General features: G+C 34.2%; 32 protein-coding genes. 11 read left to right on the top strand and 21 right to left on the bottom strand.

The features are described 5' to 3' along the window. Positions 1 to 45: 45 nt before the first annotated feature. Both HNR27_RS10195 and HNR27_RS10190 read right to left on the bottom strand, forming a co-directional pair. Complete coding sequence (locus HNR27_RS10195) at positions 46 to 231, bottom strand: YqzE family protein (RefSeq protein ID WP_429339811.1); 186 nt, start codon at positions 229 to 231, stop codon at positions 46 to 48. A 55-nt stretch (positions 232 to 286) separates the two neighbouring features. Then, complete coding sequence (locus tag HNR27_RS10190) at positions 287 to 778, bottom strand: shikimate kinase (RefSeq protein WP_429339665.1); 492 nt, start codon at positions 776 to 778, stop codon at positions 287 to 289. Positions 779 to 875: 97 nt separating this feature from the next. Between HNR27_RS10190 and comGA the strand changes: the two genes are divergently transcribed. The 8 genes from comGA (at position 876) to HNR27_RS10150 (ending at position 5,113) form a co-directional block, all read left to right on the top strand. Continuing rightward, positions 876 to 1,886 carry a competence type IV pilus ATPase ComGA gene (comGA, locus tag HNR27_RS10185; protein ID WP_429339664.1) on the top strand — a complete coding sequence of 337 codons (1,011 nt, stop codon included), beginning with the start codon at positions 876 to 878 and terminating at the stop codon, positions 1,884 to 1,886. Beyond that, positions 1,864 to 2,901 (top strand): type II secretion system F family protein, encoded by a 1,038-nt coding sequence (locus HNR27_RS10180; RefSeq protein ID WP_429339663.1) that lies wholly within the window; start codon positions 1,864 to 1,866, stop codon positions 2,899 to 2,901. The genes comGA and HNR27_RS10180 overlap by 23 nt, the downstream gene beginning before the upstream one ends. A gap of 14 nt (positions 2,902 to 2,915) precedes the next feature. Beyond that, positions 2,916 to 3,230 (top strand): competence type IV pilus major pilin ComGC, encoded by a 315-nt coding sequence (gene comGC, locus HNR27_RS10175; RefSeq protein ID WP_212920999.1) that lies wholly within the window; start codon positions 2,916 to 2,918, stop codon positions 3,228 to 3,230. Between the two features lie 5 nt (positions 3,231 to 3,235). Then, entirely contained in the window at positions 3,236 to 3,658 is a 423-nt protein-coding gene (comGD, locus tag HNR27_RS10170; protein WP_429339662.1) for a competence type IV pilus minor pilin ComGD, read from the top strand. Beyond that, positions 3,645 to 3,980, top strand: coding sequence for a hypothetical protein (locus HNR27_RS10165; RefSeq protein WP_429339661.1), 336 nt, complete (start codon positions 3,645 to 3,647; stop codon positions 3,978 to 3,980). The genes comGD and HNR27_RS10165 overlap by 14 nt, the downstream gene beginning before the upstream one ends. Beyond that, positions 3,964 to 4,380 (top strand): competence type IV pilus minor pilin ComGF, encoded by a 417-nt coding sequence (locus HNR27_RS10160; RefSeq protein ID WP_429339660.1) that lies wholly within the window; start codon positions 3,964 to 3,966, stop codon positions 4,378 to 4,380. Before HNR27_RS10165 ends, HNR27_RS10160 begins: the two co-directional genes overlap by 17 nt. Continuing rightward, entirely contained in the window at positions 4,352 to 4,756 is a 405-nt protein-coding gene (locus tag HNR27_RS10155) for a competence type IV pilus minor pilin ComGG (RefSeq protein WP_212921003.1), read from the top strand. Before HNR27_RS10160 ends, HNR27_RS10155 begins: the two co-directional genes overlap by 29 nt. A gap of 114 nt (positions 4,757 to 4,870) precedes the next feature. Next, positions 4,871 to 5,113 (top strand): DUF2626 domain-containing protein, encoded by a 243-nt coding sequence (locus HNR27_RS10150; RefSeq protein WP_429339659.1) that lies wholly within the window; start codon positions 4,871 to 4,873, stop codon positions 5,111 to 5,113. Between the two features lie 58 nt (positions 5,114 to 5,171). Here HNR27_RS10150 and HNR27_RS10145 read toward each other — a convergent pair whose 3' ends face one another. Beyond that, complete coding sequence (locus HNR27_RS10145) at positions 5,172 to 5,798, bottom strand: MBL fold metallo-hydrolase (RefSeq protein ID WP_429339658.1); 627 nt, start codon at positions 5,796 to 5,798, stop codon at positions 5,172 to 5,174. A 174-nt stretch (positions 5,799 to 5,972) separates the two neighbouring features. On the opposite strand from HNR27_RS10145, the gene HNR27_RS10140 reads away from it, so the two are divergent. Together HNR27_RS10140 and HNR27_RS10135 are read left to right on the top strand one after the other, a co-directional pair. Continuing rightward, positions 5,973 to 6,152 (top strand): DUF2759 family protein, encoded by a 180-nt coding sequence (locus HNR27_RS10140; RefSeq protein WP_212921006.1) that lies wholly within the window; start codon positions 5,973 to 5,975, stop codon positions 6,150 to 6,152. A 231-nt stretch (positions 6,153 to 6,383) separates the two neighbouring features. Continuing rightward, positions 6,384 to 6,662, top strand: coding sequence for a hypothetical protein (locus HNR27_RS10135; RefSeq protein ID WP_429339657.1), 279 nt, complete (start codon positions 6,384 to 6,386; stop codon positions 6,660 to 6,662). Between the two features lie 55 nt (positions 6,663 to 6,717). Here HNR27_RS10135 and HNR27_RS10130 read toward each other — a convergent pair whose 3' ends face one another. The 4 genes from HNR27_RS10130 to HNR27_RS10115 all read right to left on the bottom strand — a co-directional run bounded on the left by HNR27_RS10130 (position 6,718) and on the right by HNR27_RS10115 (position 11,203). Further along, positions 6,718 to 7,728: an IS1595 family transposase gene (locus HNR27_RS10130; RefSeq protein WP_429339656.1), complete on the bottom strand. Its 1,011-nt coding sequence runs from the start codon at positions 7,726 to 7,728 to the stop codon at positions 6,718 to 6,720. A 265-nt stretch (positions 7,729 to 7,993) separates the two neighbouring features. Beyond that, positions 7,994 to 9,868 carry an LTA synthase family protein gene (locus HNR27_RS10125; protein ID WP_429339655.1) on the bottom strand — a complete coding sequence of 625 codons (1,875 nt, stop codon included), beginning with the start codon at positions 9,866 to 9,868 and terminating at the stop codon, positions 7,994 to 7,996. Between the two features lie 164 nt (positions 9,869 to 10,032). Then, the gene (locus tag HNR27_RS10120; protein WP_212921008.1) at positions 10,033 to 10,992 is read right to left on the bottom strand and encodes an ROK family glucokinase; all 960 of its coding nucleotides are present in this window, start codon (positions 10,990 to 10,992) and stop codon (positions 10,033 to 10,035) included. 7 nt (positions 10,993 to 10,999) lie between these two features. Further along, on the bottom strand, positions 11,000 to 11,203 hold the full coding sequence (locus HNR27_RS10115) for a YqgQ family protein (protein ID WP_212921009.1): 204 nt from the start codon (positions 11,201 to 11,203) through the stop codon (positions 11,000 to 11,002). A gap of 142 nt (positions 11,204 to 11,345) precedes the next feature. Here HNR27_RS10115 and HNR27_RS10110 point away from each other — a divergent pair, with 142 nt between their 5' ends. Next, a complete protein-coding gene (locus tag HNR27_RS10110) occupies positions 11,346 to 12,185 on the top strand; it encodes a hypothetical protein (RefSeq protein ID WP_429339654.1) in 840 nt (279 codons plus the stop codon). 51 nt (positions 12,186 to 12,236) lie between these two features. Here HNR27_RS10110 and HNR27_RS10105 read toward each other — a convergent pair whose 3' ends face one another. The 14 genes from HNR27_RS10105 to HNR27_RS10040 all read right to left on the bottom strand — a co-directional run. Continuing rightward, the gene (locus HNR27_RS10105) at positions 12,237 to 12,575 is read right to left on the bottom strand and encodes a hypothetical protein (RefSeq protein WP_429339653.1); all 339 of its coding nucleotides are present in this window, start codon (positions 12,573 to 12,575) and stop codon (positions 12,237 to 12,239) included. A 349-nt stretch (positions 12,576 to 12,924) separates the two neighbouring features. Further along, complete coding sequence (locus tag HNR27_RS10100; protein ID WP_244853552.1) at positions 12,925 to 14,478, bottom strand: rhomboid family intramembrane serine protease; 1,554 nt, start codon at positions 14,476 to 14,478, stop codon at positions 12,925 to 12,927. A gap of 369 nt (positions 14,479 to 14,847) precedes the next feature. Beyond that, positions 14,848 to 15,036 carry a hypothetical protein gene (locus HNR27_RS10095; protein WP_212921012.1) on the bottom strand — a complete coding sequence of 63 codons (189 nt, stop codon included), beginning with the start codon at positions 15,034 to 15,036 and terminating at the stop codon, positions 14,848 to 14,850. Positions 15,037 to 15,057: 21 nt separating this feature from the next. After that, positions 15,058 to 15,828: a signal peptidase I gene (gene lepB, locus HNR27_RS10090; RefSeq protein WP_429339652.1), complete on the bottom strand. Its 771-nt coding sequence runs from the start codon at positions 15,826 to 15,828 to the stop codon at positions 15,058 to 15,060. Further along, positions 15,828 to 16,331 carry an RNA polymerase sigma factor gene (locus HNR27_RS10085; RefSeq protein ID WP_429339651.1) on the bottom strand — a complete coding sequence of 168 codons (504 nt, stop codon included), beginning with the start codon at positions 16,329 to 16,331 and terminating at the stop codon, positions 15,828 to 15,830. The genes lepB and HNR27_RS10085 overlap by 1 nt, the downstream gene beginning before the upstream one ends. Before the next feature lie 307 nt (positions 16,332 to 16,638). Next, positions 16,639 to 17,397, bottom strand: coding sequence for a GNAT family N-acetyltransferase (locus HNR27_RS10080; RefSeq protein ID WP_429339650.1), 759 nt, complete (start codon positions 17,395 to 17,397; stop codon positions 16,639 to 16,641). A gap of 8 nt (positions 17,398 to 17,405) precedes the next feature. Beyond that, positions 17,406 to 18,332, bottom strand: a complete 927-nt coding sequence (locus tag HNR27_RS10075) for an MBL fold metallo-hydrolase (protein WP_429339810.1) — start codon at positions 18,330 to 18,332, stop codon at positions 17,406 to 17,408. A 34-nt stretch (positions 18,333 to 18,366) separates the two neighbouring features. After that, a complete protein-coding gene (locus HNR27_RS10070) occupies positions 18,367 to 18,930 on the bottom strand; it encodes an HAD-IA family hydrolase (protein ID WP_429339649.1) in 564 nt (187 codons plus the stop codon). A gap of 38 nt (positions 18,931 to 18,968) precedes the next feature. Continuing rightward, complete coding sequence (locus HNR27_RS10065; protein ID WP_429339648.1) at positions 18,969 to 19,460, bottom strand: GNAT family N-acetyltransferase; 492 nt, start codon at positions 19,458 to 19,460, stop codon at positions 18,969 to 18,971. 159 nt (positions 19,461 to 19,619) lie between these two features. Then, on the bottom strand, positions 19,620 to 19,817 hold the full coding sequence (locus HNR27_RS10060) for a hypothetical protein (RefSeq protein WP_212921018.1): 198 nt from the start codon (positions 19,815 to 19,817) through the stop codon (positions 19,620 to 19,622). 68 nt (positions 19,818 to 19,885) lie between these two features. Then, the gene (locus HNR27_RS10055) at positions 19,886 to 20,446 is read right to left on the bottom strand and encodes a 5-formyltetrahydrofolate cyclo-ligase (RefSeq protein WP_212921019.1); all 561 of its coding nucleotides are present in this window, start codon (positions 20,444 to 20,446) and stop codon (positions 19,886 to 19,888) included. A gap of 86 nt (positions 20,447 to 20,532) precedes the next feature. Further along, positions 20,533 to 20,682: a 50S ribosomal protein L33 gene (rpmG, locus tag HNR27_RS10050; RefSeq protein WP_026681152.1), complete on the bottom strand. Its 150-nt coding sequence runs from the start codon at positions 20,680 to 20,682 to the stop codon at positions 20,533 to 20,535. Positions 20,683 to 20,897: 215 nt separating this feature from the next. Then, complete coding sequence (locus HNR27_RS10045) at positions 20,898 to 21,527, bottom strand: NDxxF motif lipoprotein (RefSeq protein WP_429339647.1); 630 nt, start codon at positions 21,525 to 21,527, stop codon at positions 20,898 to 20,900. Positions 21,528 to 22,011: 484 nt separating this feature from the next. Further along, positions 22,012 to 23,715 (bottom strand): FtsX-like permease family protein (locus HNR27_RS10040; RefSeq protein ID WP_429339646.1); only part of this gene is annotated, 1,704 nt, incomplete at its 5' end.

Raw genomic sequence — 23,715 nt, 5'->3', positions numbered from 1 at the left:
AGCATCTATTTCGAAGAGTCAGACCATTTTTTGAGCAAAATCGTTTCAATTTGCTTTTTTAAAGAAGAACCGAATGGCAACAGGTAATACGCCAAACCATCTATTACCAATCGGTGGATGATTTTTTTGAGCTTTTAAATCCGTTTTTCTCTTCTTTCTTTCTTCCTTTGGCAAATCGATATATGATACAACTTGTTCTGTCATAAATTTCACATAATCATTTCCTTTTATGGGTATCACCTCTTTTAGGTAGGATTATTCTTATTTTTTACATTGTAAAAATTGTTTATACCTTTACTTGAGAGAGAATAAAATCTACTTGTTCTTCTAATGTCAGCTTATTACAATCAACTGTAACATCTGCACATGCTGCGTACATCGTAATCCGTCTTTGATATAATGCACGTTTTTCCTGGTTTCCCTGCCAAAGCGGTCTAGAGGAATCCCCAGAGAGTCTTTTCGCGATGAGTTCATAAGAAGCTTTTAAATAAACAATTACCCCTGTTTCCTTCATATATGTAATATTCTCTTGGCGTTCTACAATTCCTCCACCTGTTGAAATAATTGGTATATGCTGCAAGGAGCGTAATGTTGCTGTCTCATGTATGCGAAATCCACATTCTCCTTCATCTTGAAAGATATCAACAATTTTTTTTCCGAGTCTACTCTCAATCTCTACATCAATATCTACTGCCTGTTCCTGCATTGCTTCACTTAATGCCCGTCCTACTGTAGTTTTTCCACTACCCATAAATCCAATTAAATATATGATTTGCAATTTGCAACATCCTTTTTAACTATTTTTATAAAAAAAGAAGGATTTCGTAAATGAATGTCGAATAGATAGCTGTACAATATATTGGAGGTGTTTTGACTTGAATCCTGCTGAACGACTTTCGCAGCGAATCCTCTCAACTGCCATTGCAAGAGATGCCACCGATATCCACTTTTACCCCTTCGAGTCTGAAACAACTATTTACATCCGAGTACAAGGTGAAAGACTTCTACTCCAGACGATTACTTCCTCCCAGTTCGATTTCTTACTCACGTATTATAAGTTTACATCAGGAATGGATATTGGTGAAATTAGAAAACCCCAAAATGGAATCATTGCCCATCAAGTTCATGGTAAACACTATTTCTTACGCCTTTCCACCCTCCCCGTTAACCAAAAGGAAAGCCTAGCAATACGCATACTTCCTCAGGATAAACAACTCTCCCTTGATCAATTATTCTTATTTCAATTTCAATTAAACAAGGTGAAGTCCTGGATGCTTCATAAAGCTGGTTTAATCCTATTTTCAGGACCCACAGGCAGTGGCAAAACAACTACCCTATATGCACTTCTTGAATCTGTCATCAAAGAAAAATCCTATCAAACCATTACCCTTGAGGATCCGATTGAAAAGAATATTGACGACATTTTACAAGTACAGGTTAATGAAAAAGCGGGAATCACCTATCAATCCGGGTTAAAGGCTGCACTAAGACATGATCCTGATATCATTATGGTTGGTGAGATTCGCGATAAACAAACAGCCCAATTTGCATTTGAAGCTTCACTTACTGGACACTTAGTTCTTAGTACCATCCATGCAAAAAATACCCCAGGTACGATACAACGTCTTCAAGAAATGGGACTCTCTGCTTCAGACCTTAAGCAATCATTAATTGGGGTCGCCTCCATTCAACTGCTGCCAATTTTACCAAAGGCTACTGAAAAGAAACGTGCTGCCATACTTGAGATATTGGAAGGAAATCTGTTGGGTCAAGCCATAAATGGGGAGCTATCGAGTATTACAAATAATAAGCAATCCTTTCATCACATGAGAAAGAAGGCATTTATATATGGGTTTATTTCCTATGACACATATGAGAGCTTCTAATACCACATTAAAGCCCATTATGCAGCTAAGATTTCTTAAGCGATTATCTAGAGCTTTATCAATTGGGTATTCATTAAATGAAGCACTTGAGGTATTACAATGGGATAAAACAATATCCTCTACCGCAAATCAGATAATCGTACTTCTACGCGATGGTAATTCTTTTCCTCTCGCTTTAGAAAAAATGAAATTTCATCCTATTGTCATTTCGTTCTTAGCATTATCCAAGGAATATGGAGATTTAGAAAGCAATATTCAAAAGACAGTAGAAATATTTGAAAGGCGTATTGAATACAGTAAAAAATTCACACAAGTAATACGCTATCCTCTAATATTAATCGTTGTTTTCTCCTTTCTATTTTTCTTTATCCAACATTCCGTTCTACCCAATCTATTAACCTTAACGGAACAAGGCAGTGAACATTCGATGCTTATAACGACAATGATTACCATCTCAGCTTTTTTGTATTACGGATTTCTTTTCGTTATCCTATTCGTCCTTACTATTCGTTTGAGCTGGAACCACTTCCAATATAAAATCCCCATGGAAATACAGCTGAAGGTCATAAAAATGATCCCAATTTACCGCAGCTATATCACACTAAATACATCATTTCTGCTAGCAACACATATTAGCTCGTTACTCCAAACGGGTATTTCCATTAAGGACGTCTTATTAATTTTAAAAGAACAGCCCAAGCAGAATATTGTTTCTCATTATGCCCATATATTAATCGATGGATTAAACCAAGGAATTCACCTATCCCTGTTGTTACACAATTTTAGCTTCATTAAGCAAGAGCTGGCCTCTATTTTCCAAAAAAACAGTAATGCCGATACACTTGAAAAGGATCTAGCTGTCTATGCCACCTTTTTAACTGATGATCTCCACCAAAAGATAATGCGAACCATTACCTATATACAGCCTGTCTTTTTTATTTTATTGGGCTTAGTCGTGATTCTCATTTACTTATCATTAATGTGGCCTATGTATCAAATAATTGAAACAATATGAGGAGAAGAAAATTTATGTTCAGAAATCAAAAAGGTTTTACATTAATAGAAATGCTAATCGTTCTTATGATTGTGTCTGTTCTAATGATATTAATCATTCCTAATTTAGGGAATAAGAGTAAAGATGTTCAAAGTAAAGGGTGTGAAGCATTAGTATCAGTCGTCCAAACGCAGATTGACGCATTTTATTTAGAAAAATATACGTATCCAAAGAATCTTGAGGAATTAGTCACAGAAAATTATATTCGAAAAAATCAAACGTACTGCTCTAACACCGAATCCAAACTAATTTACTCTGCAGCTACAGGAAAGGTTTCGGCACCCGATTAATGAAGATGGCAAACGAGGTAGGATTCTCCCTTTTAGAGGTATTGGTCACACTTTCTGTATTAGCAATTTTACTAAGCTTAAGTGTACCTACGATGCACTCCTTACTTGCTAAAAAGAACGAGGAGAAGATTTTGGAAAGAATGGAAAACGATATACTTTATATTCAAAATCAAGCCATTGGTTCTACTAAGAATTTCCGTATCATTCTTCAGGAAAATAAATACATCATCGTTGAGCCAGATCAGCAATCAATCATTAGGGATCTCCCAAGCAATTGGACATTGGACCGTAGAAAGCTCGATTCCATTTCCTTTAATGAAAATGGGACTATTCGAAAAGCAGGAACGATTTCTTTGAAAACTCCTAATAATACCTACAGATATGTATTTCCACTTGGGAAAGGACGTGGTTATCTTGAAAAACAGTAATGGATTTTCCGTGATAGAAGCATTCGTTTCTCTGGGTATATTAGTGCTCGTCGCCACATCCTTTCTGCCACTTGCTTCATTTGTATCCTATGAGAAAGAAGCACTTAGCCACAAACGACAAATCGTTCTTCTCTTACATGATGAGTTACAGTCTGTGCTAATGAAAAACGATTTTCCAACGACTCGTAAAGTATTCCTAGATTCAGTAGTCACAACATTTGAATTCACCAATACCGAATCTAGGTTAATAAAGGGTTGTGCAACTTGGACAAACATCAGAAATCGTAATGAGGAGATTTGTATTTATGGAAAGCAAAAATAAGGAGAAAGGATTCACTTTTTATACGATACTGTTTATCTTAACGATACTTATTATGTGTATCCCTATTGAAGCAGCTATTTTAAAGACTATGAAAAACCATTCTTACTACCGAGAAATTTCGATACAGCAGTTTTTCTTTTTCCTTCAACAAGAGGTCATACAAGCATCTGAATTATTTGTACATCGCGATGGAAGGATAACGTTAAGAGCTAAGGAGGATTTAATTACCATTGAACTTTATGGAGATAATATTCGCAGACAGGTTAACGGACAAGGACACGAAATTTATCTACGAAAAATTAAAAAAATCCAATTTGCAGAAGAAGCTAGTGGATTTATTGTTACGATAACTGATAAAAAAGGATATACCTATGAAAAGAAAATTAACTTCTATCCATAAAAATGGTTTTATTCTCCCGTCTGTGTTAATTATTTCGGCATTAGTCCTGTTATATCTTTCAAGCACGATTGTAGCTTACTGGCAAGATATGCATATGACGAAGAATATCATTGAGCAGGTTCACGCAGAAACTCTATTTCAAATGGGATACACAGAGTTTATTTCCAAAGGACATCATTTAGCTAATGATGAGAAGCGGATATACCATTTTCCAAATGGAACCGTTGAAATAACTCCTATTATTATCGATAAATCTACGCTACATATTCATGTACTTATTGAAACGAATAATGGCTTTCACACTTCTGTCACAAAATCGTTAAAATTAGATTCTGAATCACATAATTTATTCGATCTGGATGATACTAAAGAATAAGCTATTTTGATGGGCTATGCATCATAGTCCTAGGCTAATTACATGATTCGTTTACTTTATTCCATTACTCGTATATAATAACAATGATAGCGACATCATAAAGGAGGGGAAATAATGGATCGAATGTTTCGTGTCCTGGGCTTTTGGACTGGAATTTTCACTGTCATGTTCTATGTTGGTGGAATGTTCAACGTATCAATACTTTTCCTAGTTCAAACAGTATTTTTCCTAACAGTAAGTTACTTGAAGTTATCTGAGCGTATGTATATGTACTTGTTCGGAGCTTATTGTACTGTTTTCATGATTGGTTTTACATGGTATTCAGAATTTATTTTAGTGCCTGGCTTTGGGCATTAAAATACAAAAAACCCTGCGTATACATATTGGTTTAACCTGCAGGGTTTTTTTGTTTGCCTTAAACTGGACGTATAAAAGGATTCAGTCTCTTTTCATCACCAATAGTCGTACTTGGTCCATGTCCTGGATAAACTGTTATATCATCTGGAAGCTGATATAATTTATAAAGAATCGATTCCTTTAAAACATTAAAGTCCCCACCTGGTAAGTCGGTTCTTCCAATCCCCTGGTTAAAGAGAACATCACCACTTATGAGCTTTTTCTCCTTTTTCCAATAGAAGCTTACACTACCAGGAGAATGTCCAGGTGTATATAGGATTTCAAATTCAAAAGGTCCTATTTGCAGTAAGCCAGGTTCAATTAGAATTTCAGCTTCCCGCGTTTTAACTTCTTTACGTAGAAACAATACTGAACCATTTAAGCTTGGCTCACTCAGCCAGCTTGCTTCATTAGGGTGTACATACACCGGAATAGTGAAGTGATTTCTTAAATCTTCTACCGCACCTATATGATCAAAATGTGCATGTGTTAGAAGAATTGCTAAGGGAACCAATTTGTTTTCTGTTAACCATTCCATTATCCGATTAGCCTCTTCTCCTGGATCAATGATGATGGCTTGGTTACCGTGATATACTATGTAACAATTTGTCCCTAAAGGACCAAGCGAAAAACCGTTGATTTGCATTTGTGCCCCCCTCTGTGAAGAAATCAGACAGTTTTTTGAAAAAGCACTTGATTTCCTCGACAAATGAATTTTTTTATACTAGAATAAATGTGTTAGTAAGATACATATTAATATAAATGTTTTTTAAAAACAAACAAACAATAATTATCGCTAGAAATGTTAGGAGGTAATAGTATGAGACATATTGTTTTAGGTATTATTTTTCTAGTTGTCGCAATCGTTGCGCTTGTTTCCGTAGTTCGTCAAATGAAATATAGAAACTATTTTGCATTAGGGTTTTCCGGATTAACTGTTCTTGTTTTTGGATTTTTCTCTATTGCAACTATTGTAAAAGTCTTGAAGGATTCTCTATAAGTTCAAGATATTGATATTGAACTAATGCAAGCACCGCAAAAAACGGTGCTTTTTTCAATTTTTTATTCTTTTTTTCTTTAATAAAGGCTGTTTTCGTAAACTTTGTTGCTTTTTAAGGTGAAAAATAAACATTGTGATATAATAAAGATATAAAAGGAATTAAATAGTAATTGTATAAAGGTTTGAATATGATAAATTAGAAATAACAAGTAACTTTTAGGAGGGGTAAAAATGAAGGTTTCCCTTTGGTTCTATTTAGGTGCTTTAGTTATTTATTTTCTAAGTTTTATCTCTGGATTTTCGATTGGATTATATGTGTTATTTGGAGCGATTTTACTTTTGTTATTTGGTTTGGCTATATCATTTAAGTTGCTAAGAAAAGGAATGAAAACTTCCAGACTTATTGGTATTTCTATTGCAATCTGTGTTGTTTCATATGTCGTTTGGAATCCATTAATACACAACGTAGATGACTATTATATCTTTTATCCCTTCACATTTTTCGTGTAGTGATTTTAAATACGGTAAAAAAACGTTTGGAGATTTATCCAAGCGTTTTTTCGTCTCACAAAACAGCCCTTAATGAATTAACTGTGGTGTCGTTCGATTTTTGACACGCTGAAATAAGCATTTGTTCCACTCGTTTTTCAAATGCCATATTCTTGCCTAATTCAAGCCAACGGAACCAATAGAGATAGTTGTCGAGATATTTTGTTGCAACTCCTTGAAAGCGTTCCATCCAAGTTTTTAAACGATTATGAAAGTTGTTGACGTGTTGAATATGGTATATTCCTTTCTTCACACACTGTTTCTGTCGCTCATTGACCGTTTCGTGCTGTAATCCCTTTATTCTTGCGAACTTTTTATAATTTGTTGCTGTATCTGTACATAACAAAGCAGATGGGTGAATATTCTCACCTATCACAGTGTCAATTTCTTCGGCTCTAACACGACCTGTTCCTGCTTTTCGGGCAATCACACTACCGTTACGGTCTTGTGCTACGACAACGGCAATTTTAAGGTTAGAAATACCTCTCTTTTCGTCTTTTTCTCCCCGCTTCTTAGGTTTTCTATGGGTGATTTCATTTCCTTTCATTGACTCACGAAAGAAGGTTTCATCACTCTCAACAATACCTTGTAGTTGATTAAAGCCAAGACTGCCTAATGCGTTCAAGATTTTATGCCTCCAATAGAATGCAGTGGAGATATGAATTTTTAGCCGTTCAGCGATTTTTGGTAGTGTATATCCCTCTACCATCAGTTCAATGTACTTCACCCACTTTTCAGGGTAGCGAGAGCCTGAAAATGGTGTGTTCGTCATATCATTGAAAGACTTTCCACAATCATTACATAGATAGCGTTGTCTGGAACGATACTTACCGTTCCGTTTAACAGATGTGCTACCACAATGAACACAACCCAAACCAGAAGCAAATCGGGCTTCTCGAATGCTTTTAAGTAGTTTCGTAATTTTATCTGGTTCATCGGGAAACAAATCTTGTTTCATAGCGTTAAACAACGCCAATTGCTCCGATTTTGTTAGTTCGCTGAAATCTTCATAAATATCTTTCCACATATCCGAACGCCTCCCTAAACCCTATTATATCAACCTTTTAACAGTATGGTCAAGAAAGCAACAATCTATACGAAAACAGCCTTAATAAATAATCCTTCCCCATCCAACTGGTTATCTAATATTTGTAAAAGCTCTAATAAGTTGTGAAAAAACAAACACATAATACTTTTCCACTTCTGTGATTCTATTTTTTTACTGGAATCATAAAAAACAAAATGACCATCAATATCCCCCGATATTGATGGTCATTTTGCATTAAATATTATCACTCTTGTTTGAAATCTACAAACCTGAACAAGTCACCATATATAATATCATCGGAGTAACTTAGTTCTTTCTCGATTACCTGACTTAAGTCTGTGCAAGCACTTGCTTCTGTTTCTTCTACTGCTTCACCAGTTTCAAAGTTGTAGCAAGTTTCATTTGTATAAATATAATCTTTTGTAATAAAATCGCCATTTCTTAAAGCAATATAGCCTTTATGGTCTTCATTAAACAAATCATTTCCGAAGTATATATCATTTTCTTTTATACCCAGAAGGCTCAGTAGTGTCGGCTTCACATCAATCTGACCAGCAATCGTTGATTGTACTTCGCCCTTTCCATGACCCGGAATATGAATAAACAATGGAACACGTTGTAGTTGAACATGATCATAAGGTGTTATTTGTTCCTTATCAAGATACATGCTCATCGCTTTATTATGATTTGAACTAATTCCATAATGGTCACCCATAATAACAATAATCGAATTTTCATAAAGGCCTGCTTCTTTTAATTGCTGAAAGAACTGTTCTATTGCTTCATCCATGTAACGAACCGTAGGGAAATAGTTATTTAGTGTATTAGAGTTCGAATCATAGCGATCAATTGATTTATCCTGATCATCTAATTCAAATGGAAAATGATTTGTTAACGTAATGAACTTCGCATAAAATGGCTGATCTAAGGATTGTAGATATTTCATAGATTGTTCAAAGAATGGCTTATCTTTAAGTCCCCAGCCTATCTTATTATCATCTGTTACCTCATATGCTTCTTGGTCATAAAAATAATCAAAACCTAAGCTCGGATACATCTGATCACGATTGTAAAAACTATCATTATTCGCATGAAATACCGCAGAGTAATATCCATTTTCCTTTATGATTTCCGGAAATGCATGATAATTATTTTGACCGTGTGTGTAAAAAACTGCCCCCCTTGGTAAAGGATACAATGAATTTTCCACTAAAAACTCAGAGTCAGATGTTTTACCTTGTTCCGTTTGATGGTAAAAGTTTTCAAAGTAATACGTATCTTTATCTGCTACTAAACTATTTAAAAACGGTGTGATCTCCTGACCATTTACGGTGTTATTAATGACAAAGGTCTGTAGCGACTCTGCAGAAATAAAAATGACGTTTTTTCCTTTGGCAACACCAAATAAATCAGATTCACCTTTTTGGTCAATAGTAGTTTTCACGTATTCTTTAATAGCTGGCAGTTCACTACCATCCGCAAAAACATGCTGTGTCTTCACCTTCGAATGAAGGAAAGCATCGTAGATATGATAGTTAAATAACCCAATATATTTAACTAAATACTCCCTATCAAAGGCACGTGTAAATAATTGTGGTCTTTCCATTTCTGCCAAGAAAAAGTTGCCAACTAATAGTGCTAACGATAATGCAAAAGCACATACTTTTCCACTTCTTGGATATTTCGTTGACACTCGATCTTGCTGTTTCTTGCCTAGATACCAAATGAAGATTACATCAGCAAATAGGAATATGTCATACACTTTAATTAAAGATAAGATACTAGATCCCAGATCTCCCGCATTTCCACCTTGTGATAATTGAGGTATTGTTATGAAATCGGAAAAAGATCGATAGAAAACTAGATTAGCATAAATTACTAATGTTCCTATTAATGCTGTATATCTTAAGTACTTCACTTGTCTCGATGTCTTTTTAATCCATACACTGATAGCAAATACTAAAAATGCTGATACAAATGGATTAATGAAAAGGATAAACTCCTGCATGGAATTCTCTATCTCGAGACTAAATAAGAAACGGTAAACAATATAGGTTTTTATTCCAAATAATAACGTAGCAATTACATATAAAGGAAGCCTAAATCCTTTACCAAACATAATAAATCCTCCTAAGAAACTTCTGCTTTTATATATATGCAGTACAACAAAGCCTGTAACGGCATAAATGGTACAAACATAAAATCGCCTTAATAATTAAGACGGTTTAATATACAAAAAGGTTTCAAAAATATTACAAACTTTTAATAGAAAAGAAAATATTTCTACAAATGACTTTTCACTAAGTAAGCAGCACCAATCATTCCTGCGTCATTACCAAGTTCAGCAATCCTTATTTCACATGCCTCACTTACACGAGGCAAAGCATATTTTGTAAAGGCATTTTTAATTGGTTGTAATAATTGTTCACCCGCTTTAGAAACACCTCCACCAATTAATATCTTCGATGGATTTAACGTCATTGCTAAGTTGGCAATGGTGAGTCCAATAATATCCGCTGTATGCTCTATTATTTGCTTACTATCGGCATCACCTGACTTGGCTAGCTCAAATATATCTTTTGAAGTAATTTTTTGAGTTACGTTATAAATTTCTGCTAATTTACTGGCTGGTTTTTTTTCAATAATTTTCATTGCTTGTCGGGCGATTCCAGTTGCAGATGCAATCGTTTCCAGACAGCCCTTACGTCCGCAATTACATTGGTATCCATCTGGCTCTACCGTTATATGCCCGATTTCACCAGCTGTTCCATTTACTCCATTTACTATCTTTCCATTTGTAATGATACCACCACCAACTCCAGTACCAAGAGTGATTGCGATAACATTATCAGCGTTTTCCCCAGCTCCTAGCCAGTTTTCACCTAAAACAGCGATATTAGCATCATTTTCAAGATAGACAGGGAGCCCGGACAGTTTGGATAGTTCAGCTGCCAGTGGATACTCCTTCCAACCAATATTTACTGCATCAAAAACATACCCCTTCTCACCATCAATGAAACCAGGTGCACCTATGCCAATCCCGGCTATTTCACTAATTTCAATCGAAAAAGAAGCTGCTTTTTCAACAATGGAATCCCATATATTCTTTAGAATATTTGCTCCACCATTTGACGTATCTGTGTCAACTTCCCATTTTTGGTTAAAGTCTCCATTCAGACTTATAAAACCAATTTTTACGGTAGTTCCTCCAATATCTACTCCGACAATCACATTTTTATTCATGATATTTTCACCTATTTTCAGAATTTAGCTTGTTTTCTTCTTGTCTCAAAATTAATATCGAAAATTTATATTCCTCTGGGTCCAACATACCAGATTTGAACAACTCATTTATTTCGCTACGCATTAATTCAATATCTGCGAGCCGATTTCCTGTATAAATGAAAGTACCAAATCGTTTTAATATTTGTTGAACATCATAAAATGTTTTCATGTTATCACCAATCTGTATTATACCAAAATTATACAAAAGTCCTATAGTATTTTCACTAAGTAAATTGTGGATTAGAAAGATTCATAAAGTTATAGTGTATTTCATATAAATTTACTAGATAAAACCAGTAAGGATGAATATTATGCCAAAGAAAACTGTGGTGGTATTTCTCATACTACTAACGGCAATTGGAATTTATTTTGTTAAAGATTTGAATAGCCTACCAACGATTACCTATTTCCCAATTGATTATGGGACAAGCTTTACAAATGCGACTACACATTTACAAGTTAATCCAAATGATTCTACTAAAAATTATATTCTTGAATGGGATGTTTCCTCCACTACAGAGGTACCGATGTATTTACGACAGGATGTTTCACTTCTTTATGCAAATGGTGAGCTAAAAGGTATGAGAAGTAAATGGAGAGAGAATACGGATACGATCGAATATACAGAAAGGTTAAAAGATAATCAGGATGCCAGATGGGATGCCATTACCTTTCACTATGGAGAAATTCATTTAGATAACACCATAAATAGTGTACAAAAGATTACAGCAGATCATCTCTTCGTATACCGTCAAAACTCCATATTTAAACTTACAGACTCTGACATCAAGTCCAAGCAGCAAAAGCTAGTAGAACTCGAAACAAAGAAAAAACTTTTATCCCATTGGCAAAGTCTATTAACTTACTTCAAAATTGATATTCAAAACTATGAAAGCATACCTTTAACCGATCTCTATACCATACAAGATAAACCATTTCTTAATATGGATAAAGAAAATTCGGATAGAGTAATTGGACAACTATGGGAAGGCTTATATAAAAATTATATTATCCCAAATATCGAGTCCAAAGATTCATTAAAAAGCTTTGTACCATTAATTCTATTTGATAAAAAAGGTGATCACTTATTAGTTGTATATGAGATAAATGGGAGAAAGGAAAAACTGATTCAAAAATTACAGTTGGATTAGTTAACTGTTTCAGCTTAAAAACCCATAATTAACGCTGTAATCCATTAATTTTTAGTTAATTTTTTCCAATTTTAGAACCTTTAACCTAGCGGGATGCATTTCTTGTATCTCTTTCGGGCTATACCATATACGGACTTTATCGCCATTTTTTGTTCTTCCACTTGTATCGATTACATAAGTGCCACTATACGCTACTATAAGCTGCTTATTTGACAGCATTTCAGCTTTTTCTAAATCAAAATTTTCATCTGCTATTAAATAAGTACTATTTCCTTTGTTAATTAAATAACCGTCAATTGTATAATCATCTTCTGCAGAAAGATTGTTGATAACCTGTACCAATAAGACAATAGAAGCCAAGAGTACAACAAGAACCAAAAAACGTTTCAACGATCAATACCTCCTGTTCTTACTGGGATATAGAGATTTTTTGGGAATCGTATGGTTGATACATCGTAGGGAGTCTAGAAGCTCTACTCTTAGCAATCAAGTTATCATGTAAAAGAATATTGAGGATTACTACATTTTTTACCTTTGTTATCACTATGTTATGGACGAACTTAACCTTTATCTTGTACATTTTCTATAAACCAATATTACCATATTAGCATGTAAATTGTAGTGACCATTCTAAAAGAAAAAAAGATGATCAATTATCTGATCACCTTTTCTAACTACCTTCTTAGGTTATGATAAAAACTATTATATTAATTTGTTTCAAATTTATTCAGTTATAAACTTATTCGACCGTATCCCCAGTAATTAGTTTATATAATTCCTCTATATCATCATTCGATGGATTTGCTTCATATGCCTTACTAATAAGCTCTTTGGCACGTTCATCACCAGCATTGTTATATAGGATAGCTAGGTTATAATAAGCCTCTGGAAGATCCTCTGGATTATCCAAGATTTCCACACATTTTTCCAAATCCTTTGTCGCTTGTTCCACCTCACCTAGCTTAATTAATGCATATGAACGTTGAAATAATAAGATTGCTTCTAAATCGTCTGGTTTTTCGAGTCCTTTTGTTGCACTAGCAACAACTTCCTCATAACGATCTTGCTCCAAAAGTCTTTCAATATCCATTAAATGGTAGGTGGCATTCCCTTGGTTATGATCGGCACCAAATAGGAACATGGCTACAATTAATACTACATAGCCAACGAATGAAATAACCTGAATCAATGGTTTTTTCTTTTTTGGAAGATGTACAATTGCTGCAGCAATAAACCCAGCAACTAATCCACCTAAGTGTGCTGTATAATCTAATTGAGGTAGGATAAATCCAAGACCTATATTAAGAGCAAGTAGAACAAGAATGTCTTTACCAATTGTTTGGAAAAATAACCGTTTATAAATGATTCCAAAATACAAGAAAGCTCCAAACAATCCATATAATGCTCCTGACGCCCCAGCAGATAGATTTGTCATTAAAGCAAAACTAGTGACTCCCCCACCAATGCCAGCTAGGATATAAATAATAAAGAAGCGGGTCGATCCATAAATTCTCTCTGCAAGTGATCCGAAATAATATAAAAACAACATGTTAGATGCAAAGTGCAATAAACCAATATGAAGGAACATCGATGAAAAAATTCTCCACCATTCACCATCCAAAATAGCAGGGTTATACTTCGCCCCAAACTCCAAAAGTGTCTTCGTATTTTCACTGCCGCCGTTTAATTCTAATAATAAAAACATAATTGCATTAATGACAATCAACAGATACGTAATGATTGGTTTACCATGGGAAAATACATGCTGTTCTTTTCTTCTTTTTTCCTCAATGGTACGACGCAGTTCCATTTTATAGCGAAGCATGCTTTCTTCTCGCTGTTCCCCTGTTTGTTCTTCATTTTCGTTTGGTAGTGAAACAGCTAACGTCTCTTCCAAACGGTTAACCTCAGAAAGAACGTCCTCTCCAGATATATAAAAGGTCTTCATTTTAATTAGATGCTTATCCTGAATGACCATTGGCTTTTTCAATTCTTCCCAGCTGTCTACTGGTGTATGAGGGGTTATATAAATATTATTTACTTCAACATTTTTACTACGGAGTAGCTTCTGCATTGCCTTCGTCTTTTGAAAAACAATTCCAATATCACGTTTCAAGTGATTTTTCCAATCAAAGCCAAGTGTTGAAATCCGAACAAGCTTGGATACCTTATTCTCCAGCTTTTCCAACCAGATTTCTTCCGCTTTATCATTCAAATATAAAACTTCAAATCCATTATTTGTGGATAATTCATAAGCCATCTTATAAGCATCATACAACTCTTTACGTTCCAAGCAATTCCCCTCCCCCTAACATCATACCAAAATCTAAAAACAAATGCCTTTATAAAGATAGTGACTGAAATGATGCTTATACGTATAGTGGTGCTTGTCATTTCCTAAATTATGGCGAAATTTGTTGAATAATAAAATTGATACGATTTTCAAGAAAAGGTATGTCGAAAGAATATGGAGTAAAAATGTTAATCCTTGTTATAAATCGAATATTCGCCCCAGGCAGTGGGGCGAATACTTTCATGAAAAAGATAAGGCAAGCACACGTTATGCGGTTTAAAATTTCCGATCATTCTGTTGTTACAGCCACTCGATTTTAATCACCCATATTACTTGATTATAAAACTTATATTGTACCCTATTTTTAAACTATTTGTATTGAGTATTATTTAACCTATCATTTTTGCTTTCTCTTACAGATAAGATCTGTGGTTTAACCCCATATTCTTTACGAAAACTCTTCCTAGCTTCAGCTGGAGTTCTTGCTATAACGGACTTCACTTGCTTCTTCCCATCCGCTTCCATCTGAATGAGAAAGCATTTAGCACCACATCTCATGATATACCTCCAAAGAAAAGTTTATTGATATCCCATTACTTTTCCGATTATATTTTCCATCGGGATTGGACCATACTCCTTACTGTCTAATCCTCTCCACCAGAGATCACCACAGACAAAAATATGTCCTTTTGGAACTCTAATTGTTTCCATATTGTATTCTTCTTCGTAATCATTGCTTCGAATATTATTCGTTCCGTTCCCGTAAAATGTATCTAGCTTCCTATTATTAATGTAAATTTGACCATTGACTATTTTAATTTCTTCACTAGGAAGAGCTATGATTCTAGCAATTTTAGTATCGTTAATATCTTCGCTATATACACCTTTTTCCTGCACATAATTAAAATAGGCTTCAGGCTCGTTATAGAATACAACATCGCCTCTTTGAATTTTTTCCACTTCATAATAACCTGGGTCAACTACAATATCTCGCGATAAATAATTGTAAGGATTATCTCCCCATTCCATATTATCACTACCATAGGTTATAACAAGCATACCATCTTCCATGTTCACTTTTTCTAGCTTTCTTTCCGTATAAGGATCTGTTATCGTGCTTTCTTGGGCTGTTCGAAAAATAGCTCCATTATTAATGGATATAAAGATAATCACGAAAAGAACGGCACTGATCATTAAGGCGATAGGAGGTTTTAGTAAATATTTATTAGTAGGGATCTTATTATCAATTGTTAACCGAATCTTACTTAATGTTCTCTCTTTATCTTCTAAGTTTCTAGCTACGGAACGATTTAAATCAGAAAGAGTTTGGTCTAATTGTTCTTTATTCATCACGCTTCCTCCCCATTATCAGGATAGTGTAATTCTTTTCTTAATTTCTCCATTGCTCGATAAGTTGTTGATTTAACCTTACTCGAAGACCAACCCAATGCCTCAGCAGTTTCCTCAACGGAAAGCTCTTGTATCTTCCTTAAGATGATGACATTCCGATAATTTAGTTTTAAATTATGAATCATTCTCATCACTTCTAAGGTAGATTCCTCATGAATGAGACGGTCCTCTACTTTCTCACCTATCGAATCATGGAGATTATTTTCAAATGGAATAAATCGTATCTTTTTACTTCTCCTCAGAAAGTCATTGGTTACATTTCTCGCTATGGATATTATCCATGTGTAGTAGCTGGACTCACCACGATAGTTCGGTAATGCCTTTTCCACGCGGACATAGGTATCATGTGTTAAATCTTCTGCAATCCCTTTGTTCCCCACCATGAAGTATATAAATTTAAAGACATGATCACTGTATTGATGGTATAATTCCTCCCAATCCATTACTGCACCCCCTATATATACAGTCGATTAAAAATGGGATTGGTTGCGCTTATTTGAAAATTCTACCCACTAATCATAGCGTAGCACGAATACCTCCTCTCCCATCAATTAAAAGAAAAAGCATATTCCGTTTAGAAATATGCTTGACACTTACTTTTAATCTTTTCTCAATTTCTTTCATTGTGAAGTTTATCTAGAGTTGAAATAGATAGACTCCCGAACTTTTGAATATCCTTTACACATTATTAAATCCATTATAAGAACCACCCACCAAAACAATATGTCCTATTTCAAATAATTACCTATTTTAAACAAGCTCCTTTAATTTCTTATAAGCAGAATGTACGGTCAATCGATGATATGAAATTAACTTTTCCTTATAAACCACTCCATAAATTCCATATGGAGTTGGTGAAATCCGAAGTAACTCTTCTCTATCCTGTATATCAATGATTGTCGCTTTTATCCCTACCTTATTTGCAGCGGACATCACATTATCTGTTGCCACGTCGACAAATGGGCATTGTGGTGTGCGAAGAATGGTTAAATCATTAAAAATATGAAGGCGTTCCTCCCAATCATTTGGAAAATACGGATCTGATGCTTCTCCAAGCTTATAAACGAGCAATTCAAAACCATATGGTGCACGAGCAATTTCCTTAAATTTGTTCTTAATAAAAATATCCTTACTCGGAGTCCATGATGTATCTGGATTTGTAATAACAATAACTCCAGCTTTATTTTGTTTCTTTGCATCTTGAATGCATTTCTTTATCAATTGAGAGGCATAACCTTTTCCTGTAATATTCACCCAAAGACAATGAATGACTAGATAATTCTCTCCATGAACAACCCTCGAAGAATTTTCAATAGGGGTATATTCAATGAACCCAGCAGGCTTATTATTCTCCATGACTTTTACATACTTTAACCCTTCTTGGAACTGATTTTTAAGCCACTTGTTTTTATTACTATAACCGTGTGAATTGGGCTTGCTGCGGAGACAATAGCATCCTTCACTTTCGAGATTTTCTTCTTTAAGTTCGACAAAGTTAATCGATTCCATTATGTATTTCACCCCTCTTTATTATTTTTATGTAAAATTTTCAGGTTTTGAAAATAGACCTCTGGTGAACTCCAATTGCTATACCTAGAAGGAAGCTCAATTTCTTCGATGCTATCATTTTCTCTAATTACACTTATTAGTTCATTAAAATAGTTTATTAGTTTAGTAAGATCTTTCTTCTTTCCCACGGTACCATGACCTGGAATCGCTACTTCAAAGTCCAGTTGTTCAATCTCTTTCAAAATACCAATCCATTGATTGACATTTGACTCCTCAAAAATAGTTGGATGACAATTGACAAATAATAAATCCCCCATAAAAATAATCTTATCCTCTGGGATATAAAGAACAGAATCACAAATAGAATGTCCACCGCCTAAGGTAAAAAGTTTCGCACTACATGTAGAACCTGAAAAAAGTAGTTCTCTTTGAAAAGTCTGATTTGGTAAAACTAATTCCAGTGTTGGCAAAGACTGTTTTAACTCGATCAGGAAGCTTATCTGCTTCTGTATGTTGTCATCATGATTCTCTTTTAATGATTTTTCCAAGGATGTAATATAGTTTGATAAACCTTCTATATCCTCCTTCTGCTTTTTAATCCTTAAAGGATGATTCTCTTTCATTATCTGAAAAGTAGTTTCACTTGAAATGATATTACTGCCTTTAAACGTCTGGTTTCCTCGTATATGATCCCCATGCCAATGGCTATTAACTACCGAAGTTACTGATTTCCCAGTAACTTTTTCTACGGCATTTTTCAGATCTGCTGATGCCTGTTGCGTATTAAACGTATCGAATACAATTACTTTGTCTCCTAAGTCTACAAAACCCGCATTTGCTACAGAACCGCTACCTTCTTTAGCAATTGCCGCATATACATTTTGAGTGATCTTTTCTAAAGTAAAATGTTTGTTGGAAATATACTCCATGCTAATCTACAGGCTTCCCCCTTCTGTTATCATATTAGACTTATCTTGCTATGATTTTGAAAAAGTCTGAATAATTTTCTAAATAATAGTCTGCTTTATCATATTTATTTCTAAATAAACAAGTGGCAATTTCTAGCTCCTTAGCTGGTAATATATCTATTTCCCTATCACCAATTACTAGATCAATACGATGTTTTCTATGTAAATAGTTATATGCTGCCGGATTTGGTTTTCGTGGGAATCCATCATAAATTGTGACCAAATCGGTGAAATATTTCTCCCAATTATAATGCTGCAAAATGGCTAAAACACCGTCTCTATCCTTATGTGACATAATCACATTCTTATTTGCAAACTTAAGTACCTCCTCGATTCCATCAAAAGGAATTATTTCATTAAGTGATAAATCCTTTTCAAGGTCATGCATGTCCAAAACTTGTTGTTTAGAAAGCTTATAATGGTTAATCGCATGGGAAAATGATACTTTTAAATGTTTAATTATTTCTATTTCATCTGTGTTGTCACCTAATACTAGAGAAAATATCGATGCATACATTGGATATGTATCAAATAACGTTCCATCGAAATCCCATAGAATATTCATACTATTTACCACCTTATTATGTAGTAAGTCTGCATAACTCATAGCTCCTTTTGTAAAATATACAGCTCACCCTTTGGTCCCATCTTTCTTACTCCCTTATCTATAAACCCGCTTCGTTTATAAACATGTTGGGCAATCGTATTTTGATGATTTACCGCTAAAATAATCTCTTTCTTTTCAGGAAAATACTTTTTCACGAACGAATCTAATGCATATAAGGATTCTTTTGCAATTCCTTTTCCCTGGAACCTCGAATTAACAGAATAACTTCTTAATAAGATAGCATCTCGATTATCACTATAAGTCTGAACCCCTTCCCATCCATGGAGAACAAAAAAGCCCGCTGGCTCACCATTATATAGAATGACAACGGGGTATCTTAAGTCATCCTCTTTACACGTTTCTAATACTTCTAATGGAACGTATGCATAACGGCTTTGCTCCTTTGATAAATGATAGTCGCATAATCTTCTCCTATATTTATCCGAGTAAAAATCTAAAGTTACAGAATCTGTGATTTGGGTAGACATGTTTCTATACTTCCTCCTGTTGGTTCCATTCTTCGTTAATTAAATTTTAACATAGAAAATTATCTAAAGTATCTGATTAAAGCGGAATGAAAATTATTATTTTTTATAGAAACAAAAAATGACTACCAATAAATTTCAAATGGTAGCCATAATACTTCTTTATGATTGTGTGGTCGTCTCTTCCTTAAACATACTTGGAAGAATATCTTTTCTAATCGATGGCATTCTCATGGTAAGACTAACTGCTATTCTTCGTAAAAAGCTAACTGCAAGCATCGCATTCATTAGCTTGTAACGCCATTTATAAATCATCGTGATAGTAGCTGCAATGGCAGTCAAAACGATAAACACTCGCATCTAATAACATCCCTTCCTTGTGTGTAATCTGTTATTAGTCTTTTCATTCTAGATGAAAATATGCGAAGTCACTTTTTCAAAAAGCCCGATTCCGTTATTAGGTGCTGAACCGGAATATCGTGCTTTTCGATGGGTAATTCTTCTACAAGTTGCTGCTCACTGATTAATGAAACTGTATTTCCTTTATAGTTTGATAAAAATCGGTCATAATAGCCCCCACCAAACCCAATTCGATAACCATTTTGATTAAAAACAACTCCAGGGACAATAATAAGATCAATCTGATTTTCATCTAATCTATTTTGTTCTTCTGGTTTTGGCTCTAACAGGTTGTAGTATACAGTCTCCAGTTCATTAAAGCTATGTAATCGGTAAAAAACAAGTTTTTTCTCATCTGGATAACATTTTGGTACAGCAATCGTTTTTCCTTGTTTCCAGCCTTCTTCAATAACCGGTCTCGTATCCCATTCAAATCCTCGTGATATCGTGATTCCAATCGTGCTTGCATTTTTCCAAATGGCAGATTGAAATAGATGTTCATATAGCTTCTGTTCTATTCTTTTTTTTTCGGTATCAGAAAGCTTTTGTAAAGTCCCAATAATCCCTTTACGAATAGCTTGTTTGGTCACTGCTTGTCCTCCTAACACGCGGAAATGTAGAAAAAAGCTTGCTCTATCCAAAGTTCAAGAGCAAGCTTTTTAGTACAATACCATAATTATTTTGTTTCACGGTGTAAAGTGTGTTTTTTAAGACGTGGACAATATTTCATAAGCTCAATACGCTCAGGATTTGTACGCTTATTTTTAGTCGTAATGTAGTTACGATCTCCTGTTTCAGTACAAGCTAAAGTGATGTTTACGCGCATGTTTTTCCCTCCAAACTATCAAAACTTGCATTACTTGCATGTATTAGTTCATTTCAGACTAGTTAATGATAACAGAAAATAATGTTGGAATCAAGATGATTGTGTGAAAAATAGGATGATATTTACTAAATAGCAGTAGCCAAAAATGCTTAAAAAAGGTGTATCATTAAAAATTCGGTTACCCTTACGTGTCAATCTTAATAAGTTCGACCCAATCACTCTTTTTCTAAATCTTCCCGTCCAAATGCTTTAGTCTTAATATTTTTCTTATCAAGAAATTCCTCGATTTTTTTCTGTTCTCTCCCATTCACCACTTCCATTTTATTCATTATAGATCCTATATTAATTTTTGGAATTTCCCCTTTTGTTGCGCTATCTGTAACATCAGTGAGGATATCACCTAGCTCATAAAGAATATCATTGTAAGCTGTAATATAATTGCTAATTCTTTCAGATTCTTCTTTGTAATCATCAGGTAAAGTATTATTTATAATATAGTTAGCAAAGTTCTCATCATTTTCTATTGTAAGCTTAGTAATTTTGGCTAACTTCTCTAATTCATTTTTATTTAATTCCTTTCCTTCATATATAATCTCTTGAAATGGAATACTAGCTTGATCTAATTCTTCATGGCTGTCAAGGTAGGTCTTAATGCTTAATCTAATTTCTTCTTCGTCAATTACACTATTTTGTTTTTCGGAGGTAAAAATCCCACTCGGAACCTTTACGTCCTCCGTAGAGAGAATATCATTTTCTGCATCATCTGAATCATGAATATTTTCTTCATGAGAGCATGCGCTCAAAATAAAAACTATCAAAAAGCTAATAAAAAGCCTTCTTATCATAAATTCTTCCCCTTTGAAATTGATGTCTTCTATCTTATGTATTTTAGTAAGAATCTAATAAAATTTCATCCTGCTTAGTACCCTAGGGTTGCTAATAAGGTATCTAATAAAATTCCTCTCATAAATTCGAAAAATCCCCCTAATATAAAAAATGATTTATGCTTTTTCACTTGTTAAGACATTTAATATTTGAACGTACTGCTTTGCTAAATGTTCAAATAGGATGCTCAGATTTCCATTCAATGTTGTACCTAAACCACTAACCACCCTTACCATTCAGTTGTGATTTTATAAATCTTGATAACTGAGGCAAATAAATTCTGATTTGCTTCATTATTTCCTTTGTTCTTGAGACACATTTTTATCTATGTATTAAGAATAAAAATTCCCGACAAATACGGATAATAAAAGGATAGCATAAATGAAATTAGCTGTAATGCAATTTAATCATCTAAAGCTATAAAACAGGATTGTGAAGATAAGATTAGATTTTATTGGTTTGGAAAAATGTAACAATATACGTCAAACACAACACAATACAATAAATAATTACAACAATTACTATAGATATAATAAACATAACTGGTTTAATATCAAACAATATAACTAGAATACCTAGACTCGCGGAAGCTCCTAGTAGAATACCCAAAAACGTCCATATAGCTGATTCCTTCATACATAACAATTGAATGTCCTTTCGTGCCCAGCCTATATCTTTTAATATACGCAATTCTGTATTTCGTAAGGTCAGAAATGATGAATTGCTTTCAAACACCGTAATCATAGTAAGCCCTATTGAGACTAGTACAACTAAGAGTAATATAAAATAAATAGAGCTATTAATAAATTCACCTAAATTTGTTTTTCCAGTCAACTCCATCGTTGCAAAAATGGATGTAATAATAAATATTACTAAAAAAGTAACCATTGCTAGTTGTAGGAAGGTTATTCCAATAAACTTACGATAATAATATATATTTCTAAGTAACATCGTTTTTCCTGGTGCACCTTGCTGAATTTTTAATTTATTTTTAATCGGTATAGTAATCCTTGCTATAAGAATAATTAAAAACAGTAAAGTGCTACTGATGAAAAAAAATAGTGATTCGATATCTAAAAAATGTGCTGAAATCAATCCCCCTATTATACATAAGGAAATTGTTACTGCAGCAAAAGTTAATAACCCTATTTCTATTAAATAGAATTGAGTGATGTGTCTTTTACTCCAACCGATATCAAATAAAAGTTCGCTTTCCTCTTGTCTCGTTTCTCTCCAGAATAAGATACGATTTAACATGTAGAGTCCTCCTACGATAATGAACAAAGCGGTAATAATAAAATTGGATAAAGTCCATCCTTCAGAGATAGTTGTTGCTGCACCTAAACTTGTCCACTGTTGTTTTACCATACCGATGGATTCTACATCCATGTTCATCGTTTCAGGGGATGCCCCGGCAACAATATCAATTTGAAAATCGCCTAGTTGATACAATTGTTCAACGACATCTAAAATCTTTCGCTCTGCGGAATCATCATATGATGAAATACCGGCGACTTTGATCCGAATAGCATCAATTGGTGCATTTCCTTTAATTAGTTCGGCATCTTCAATTTGTATTATTCCATGCGCTGGTGAGGCAATAAAACTTCCAGCAACAGCTATTTCATGCACTACTTGCCCTTTCTCAGTTGTTACAGGGGCCTGTTGGTATATCCCTAATGGACTTGCTGCTAATGATTGTTGATATTCTTTTGTGGTGTAGGAGCCTACCGGAAATAATACAAACGGATAGTCACGCATCTCGTATGCTGGTTTTCCTTTTTCTATTAATTTACGATGAATAGGTACTCCCGATTCTGTACCAACTTGTTTTACAGACAAATAGCCATCATGTATACCATAATCAATAGTCTCTGTAAAATAAAATTTAGTCGTTTCCCCAATAGACTTTGCATATCCTGTTACTTCTATTGGTTTACCTGTGTAATCTAATGCAATAGGTTGCGAATCAAATGTAGATAAATAAGGTGACAAATCAAACTCGAAGGTTGTTTGAGATAGACGTTCTATTTCGTTTAGAGTTTCCAAAAAATCACGACTGTCTTTTTCTCCGTCAATAATAAAGTCTAACATATCCTCGGGACTTAGATGGAAGCGTTTTTTTATTGCCAAAGTATCCATAGTATC

Source organism: Ornithinibacillus bavariensis, assembly GCF_050433565.1.
In the GTDB taxonomy this organism is placed as follows: Bacteria; Bacillota; Bacilli; order Bacillales; family Amphibacillaceae; genus Ornithinibacillus; species Ornithinibacillus bavariensis.
Note: the sequence above shows the minus strand (reverse complement) of the source record. Positions and strands in the feature narration are given on the sequence as shown.

What these genes read in the sequence shown, in the direction of transcription:
- HNR27_RS10180 (WP_429339663.1), top strand. Translation starts at nt 1,864, where the DNA reads ATGACACATATGAGAGCTTCTAATACCACATTAAAGCCCATTATGCAG.
- comGC (WP_212920999.1), top strand. Translation starts at nt 2,916, where the DNA reads ATGTTCAGAAATCAAAAAGGTTTTACATTAATAGAAATGCTAATCGTT.
- comGD (WP_429339662.1), top strand. Translation starts at nt 3,236, where the DNA reads ATGGCAAACGAGGTAGGATTCTCCCTTTTAGAGGTATTGGTCACACTT.
- HNR27_RS10160 (WP_429339660.1), top strand. Translation starts at nt 3,964, where the DNA reads ATGGAAAGCAAAAATAAGGAGAAAGGATTCACTTTTTATACGATACTG.
- HNR27_RS10155 (WP_212921003.1), top strand. Translation starts at nt 4,352, where the DNA reads ATGAAAAGAAAATTAACTTCTATCCATAAAAATGGTTTTATTCTCCCG.
- HNR27_RS10150 (WP_429339659.1), top strand. Translation starts at nt 4,871, where the DNA reads ATGGATCGAATGTTTCGTGTCCTGGGCTTTTGGACTGGAATTTTCACT.
- HNR27_RS10145 (WP_429339658.1), bottom strand. Translation starts at nt 5,798, where the DNA reads ATGCAAATCAACGGTTTTTCGCTTGGTCCTTTAGGGACAAATTGTTAC.
- HNR27_RS10140 (WP_212921006.1), top strand. Translation starts at nt 5,973, where the DNA reads ATGAGACATATTGTTTTAGGTATTATTTTTCTAGTTGTCGCAATCGTT.
- HNR27_RS10135 (WP_429339657.1), top strand. Translation starts at nt 6,384, where the DNA reads ATGAAGGTTTCCCTTTGGTTCTATTTAGGTGCTTTAGTTATTTATTTT.
- HNR27_RS10130 (WP_429339656.1), bottom strand. Translation starts at nt 7,728, where the DNA reads ATGTGGAAAGATATTTATGAAGATTTCAGCGAACTAACAAAATCGGAG.
- HNR27_RS10125 (WP_429339655.1), bottom strand. Translation starts at nt 9,868, where the DNA reads ATGTTTGGTAAAGGATTTAGGCTTCCTTTATATGTAATTGCTACGTTA.
- HNR27_RS10120 (WP_212921008.1), bottom strand. Translation starts at nt 10,992, where the DNA reads ATGAATAAAAATGTGATTGTCGGAGTAGATATTGGAGGAACTACCGTA.
- HNR27_RS10115 (WP_212921009.1), bottom strand. Translation starts at nt 11,203, where the DNA reads ATGAAAACATTTTATGATGTTCAACAAATATTAAAACGATTTGGTACT.
- HNR27_RS10110 (WP_429339654.1), top strand. Translation starts at nt 11,346, where the DNA reads ATGCCAAAGAAAACTGTGGTGGTATTTCTCATACTACTAACGGCAATT.
- HNR27_RS10095 (WP_212921012.1), bottom strand. Translation starts at nt 15,036, where the DNA reads ATGAGATGTGGTGCTAAATGCTTTCTCATTCAGATGGAAGCGGATGGG.
- lepB (WP_429339652.1), bottom strand. Translation starts at nt 15,828, where the DNA reads ATGAATAAAGAACAATTAGACCAAACTCTTTCTGATTTAAATCGTTCC.
- HNR27_RS10085 (WP_429339651.1), bottom strand. Translation starts at nt 16,331, where the DNA reads ATGGATTGGGAGGAATTATACCATCAATACAGTGATCATGTCTTTAAA.
- HNR27_RS10080 (WP_429339650.1), bottom strand. Translation starts at nt 17,397, where the DNA reads ATGGAATCGATTAACTTTGTCGAACTTAAAGAAGAAAATCTCGAAAGT.
- HNR27_RS10070 (WP_429339649.1), bottom strand. Translation starts at nt 18,930, where the DNA reads ATGAATATTCTATGGGATTTCGATGGAACGTTATTTGATACATATCCA.
- HNR27_RS10065 (WP_429339648.1), bottom strand. Translation starts at nt 19,460, where the DNA reads ATGTCTACCCAAATCACAGATTCTGTAACTTTAGATTTTTACTCGGAT.
- HNR27_RS10060 (WP_212921018.1), bottom strand. Translation starts at nt 19,817, where the DNA reads ATGCGAGTGTTTATCGTTTTGACTGCCATTGCAGCTACTATCACGATG.
- rpmG (WP_026681152.1), bottom strand. Translation starts at nt 20,682, where the DNA reads ATGCGCGTAAACATCACTTTAGCTTGTACTGAAACAGGAGATCGTAAC.
- HNR27_RS10045 (WP_429339647.1), bottom strand. Translation starts at nt 21,527, where the DNA reads ATGATAAGAAGGCTTTTTATTAGCTTTTTGATAGTTTTTATTTTGAGC.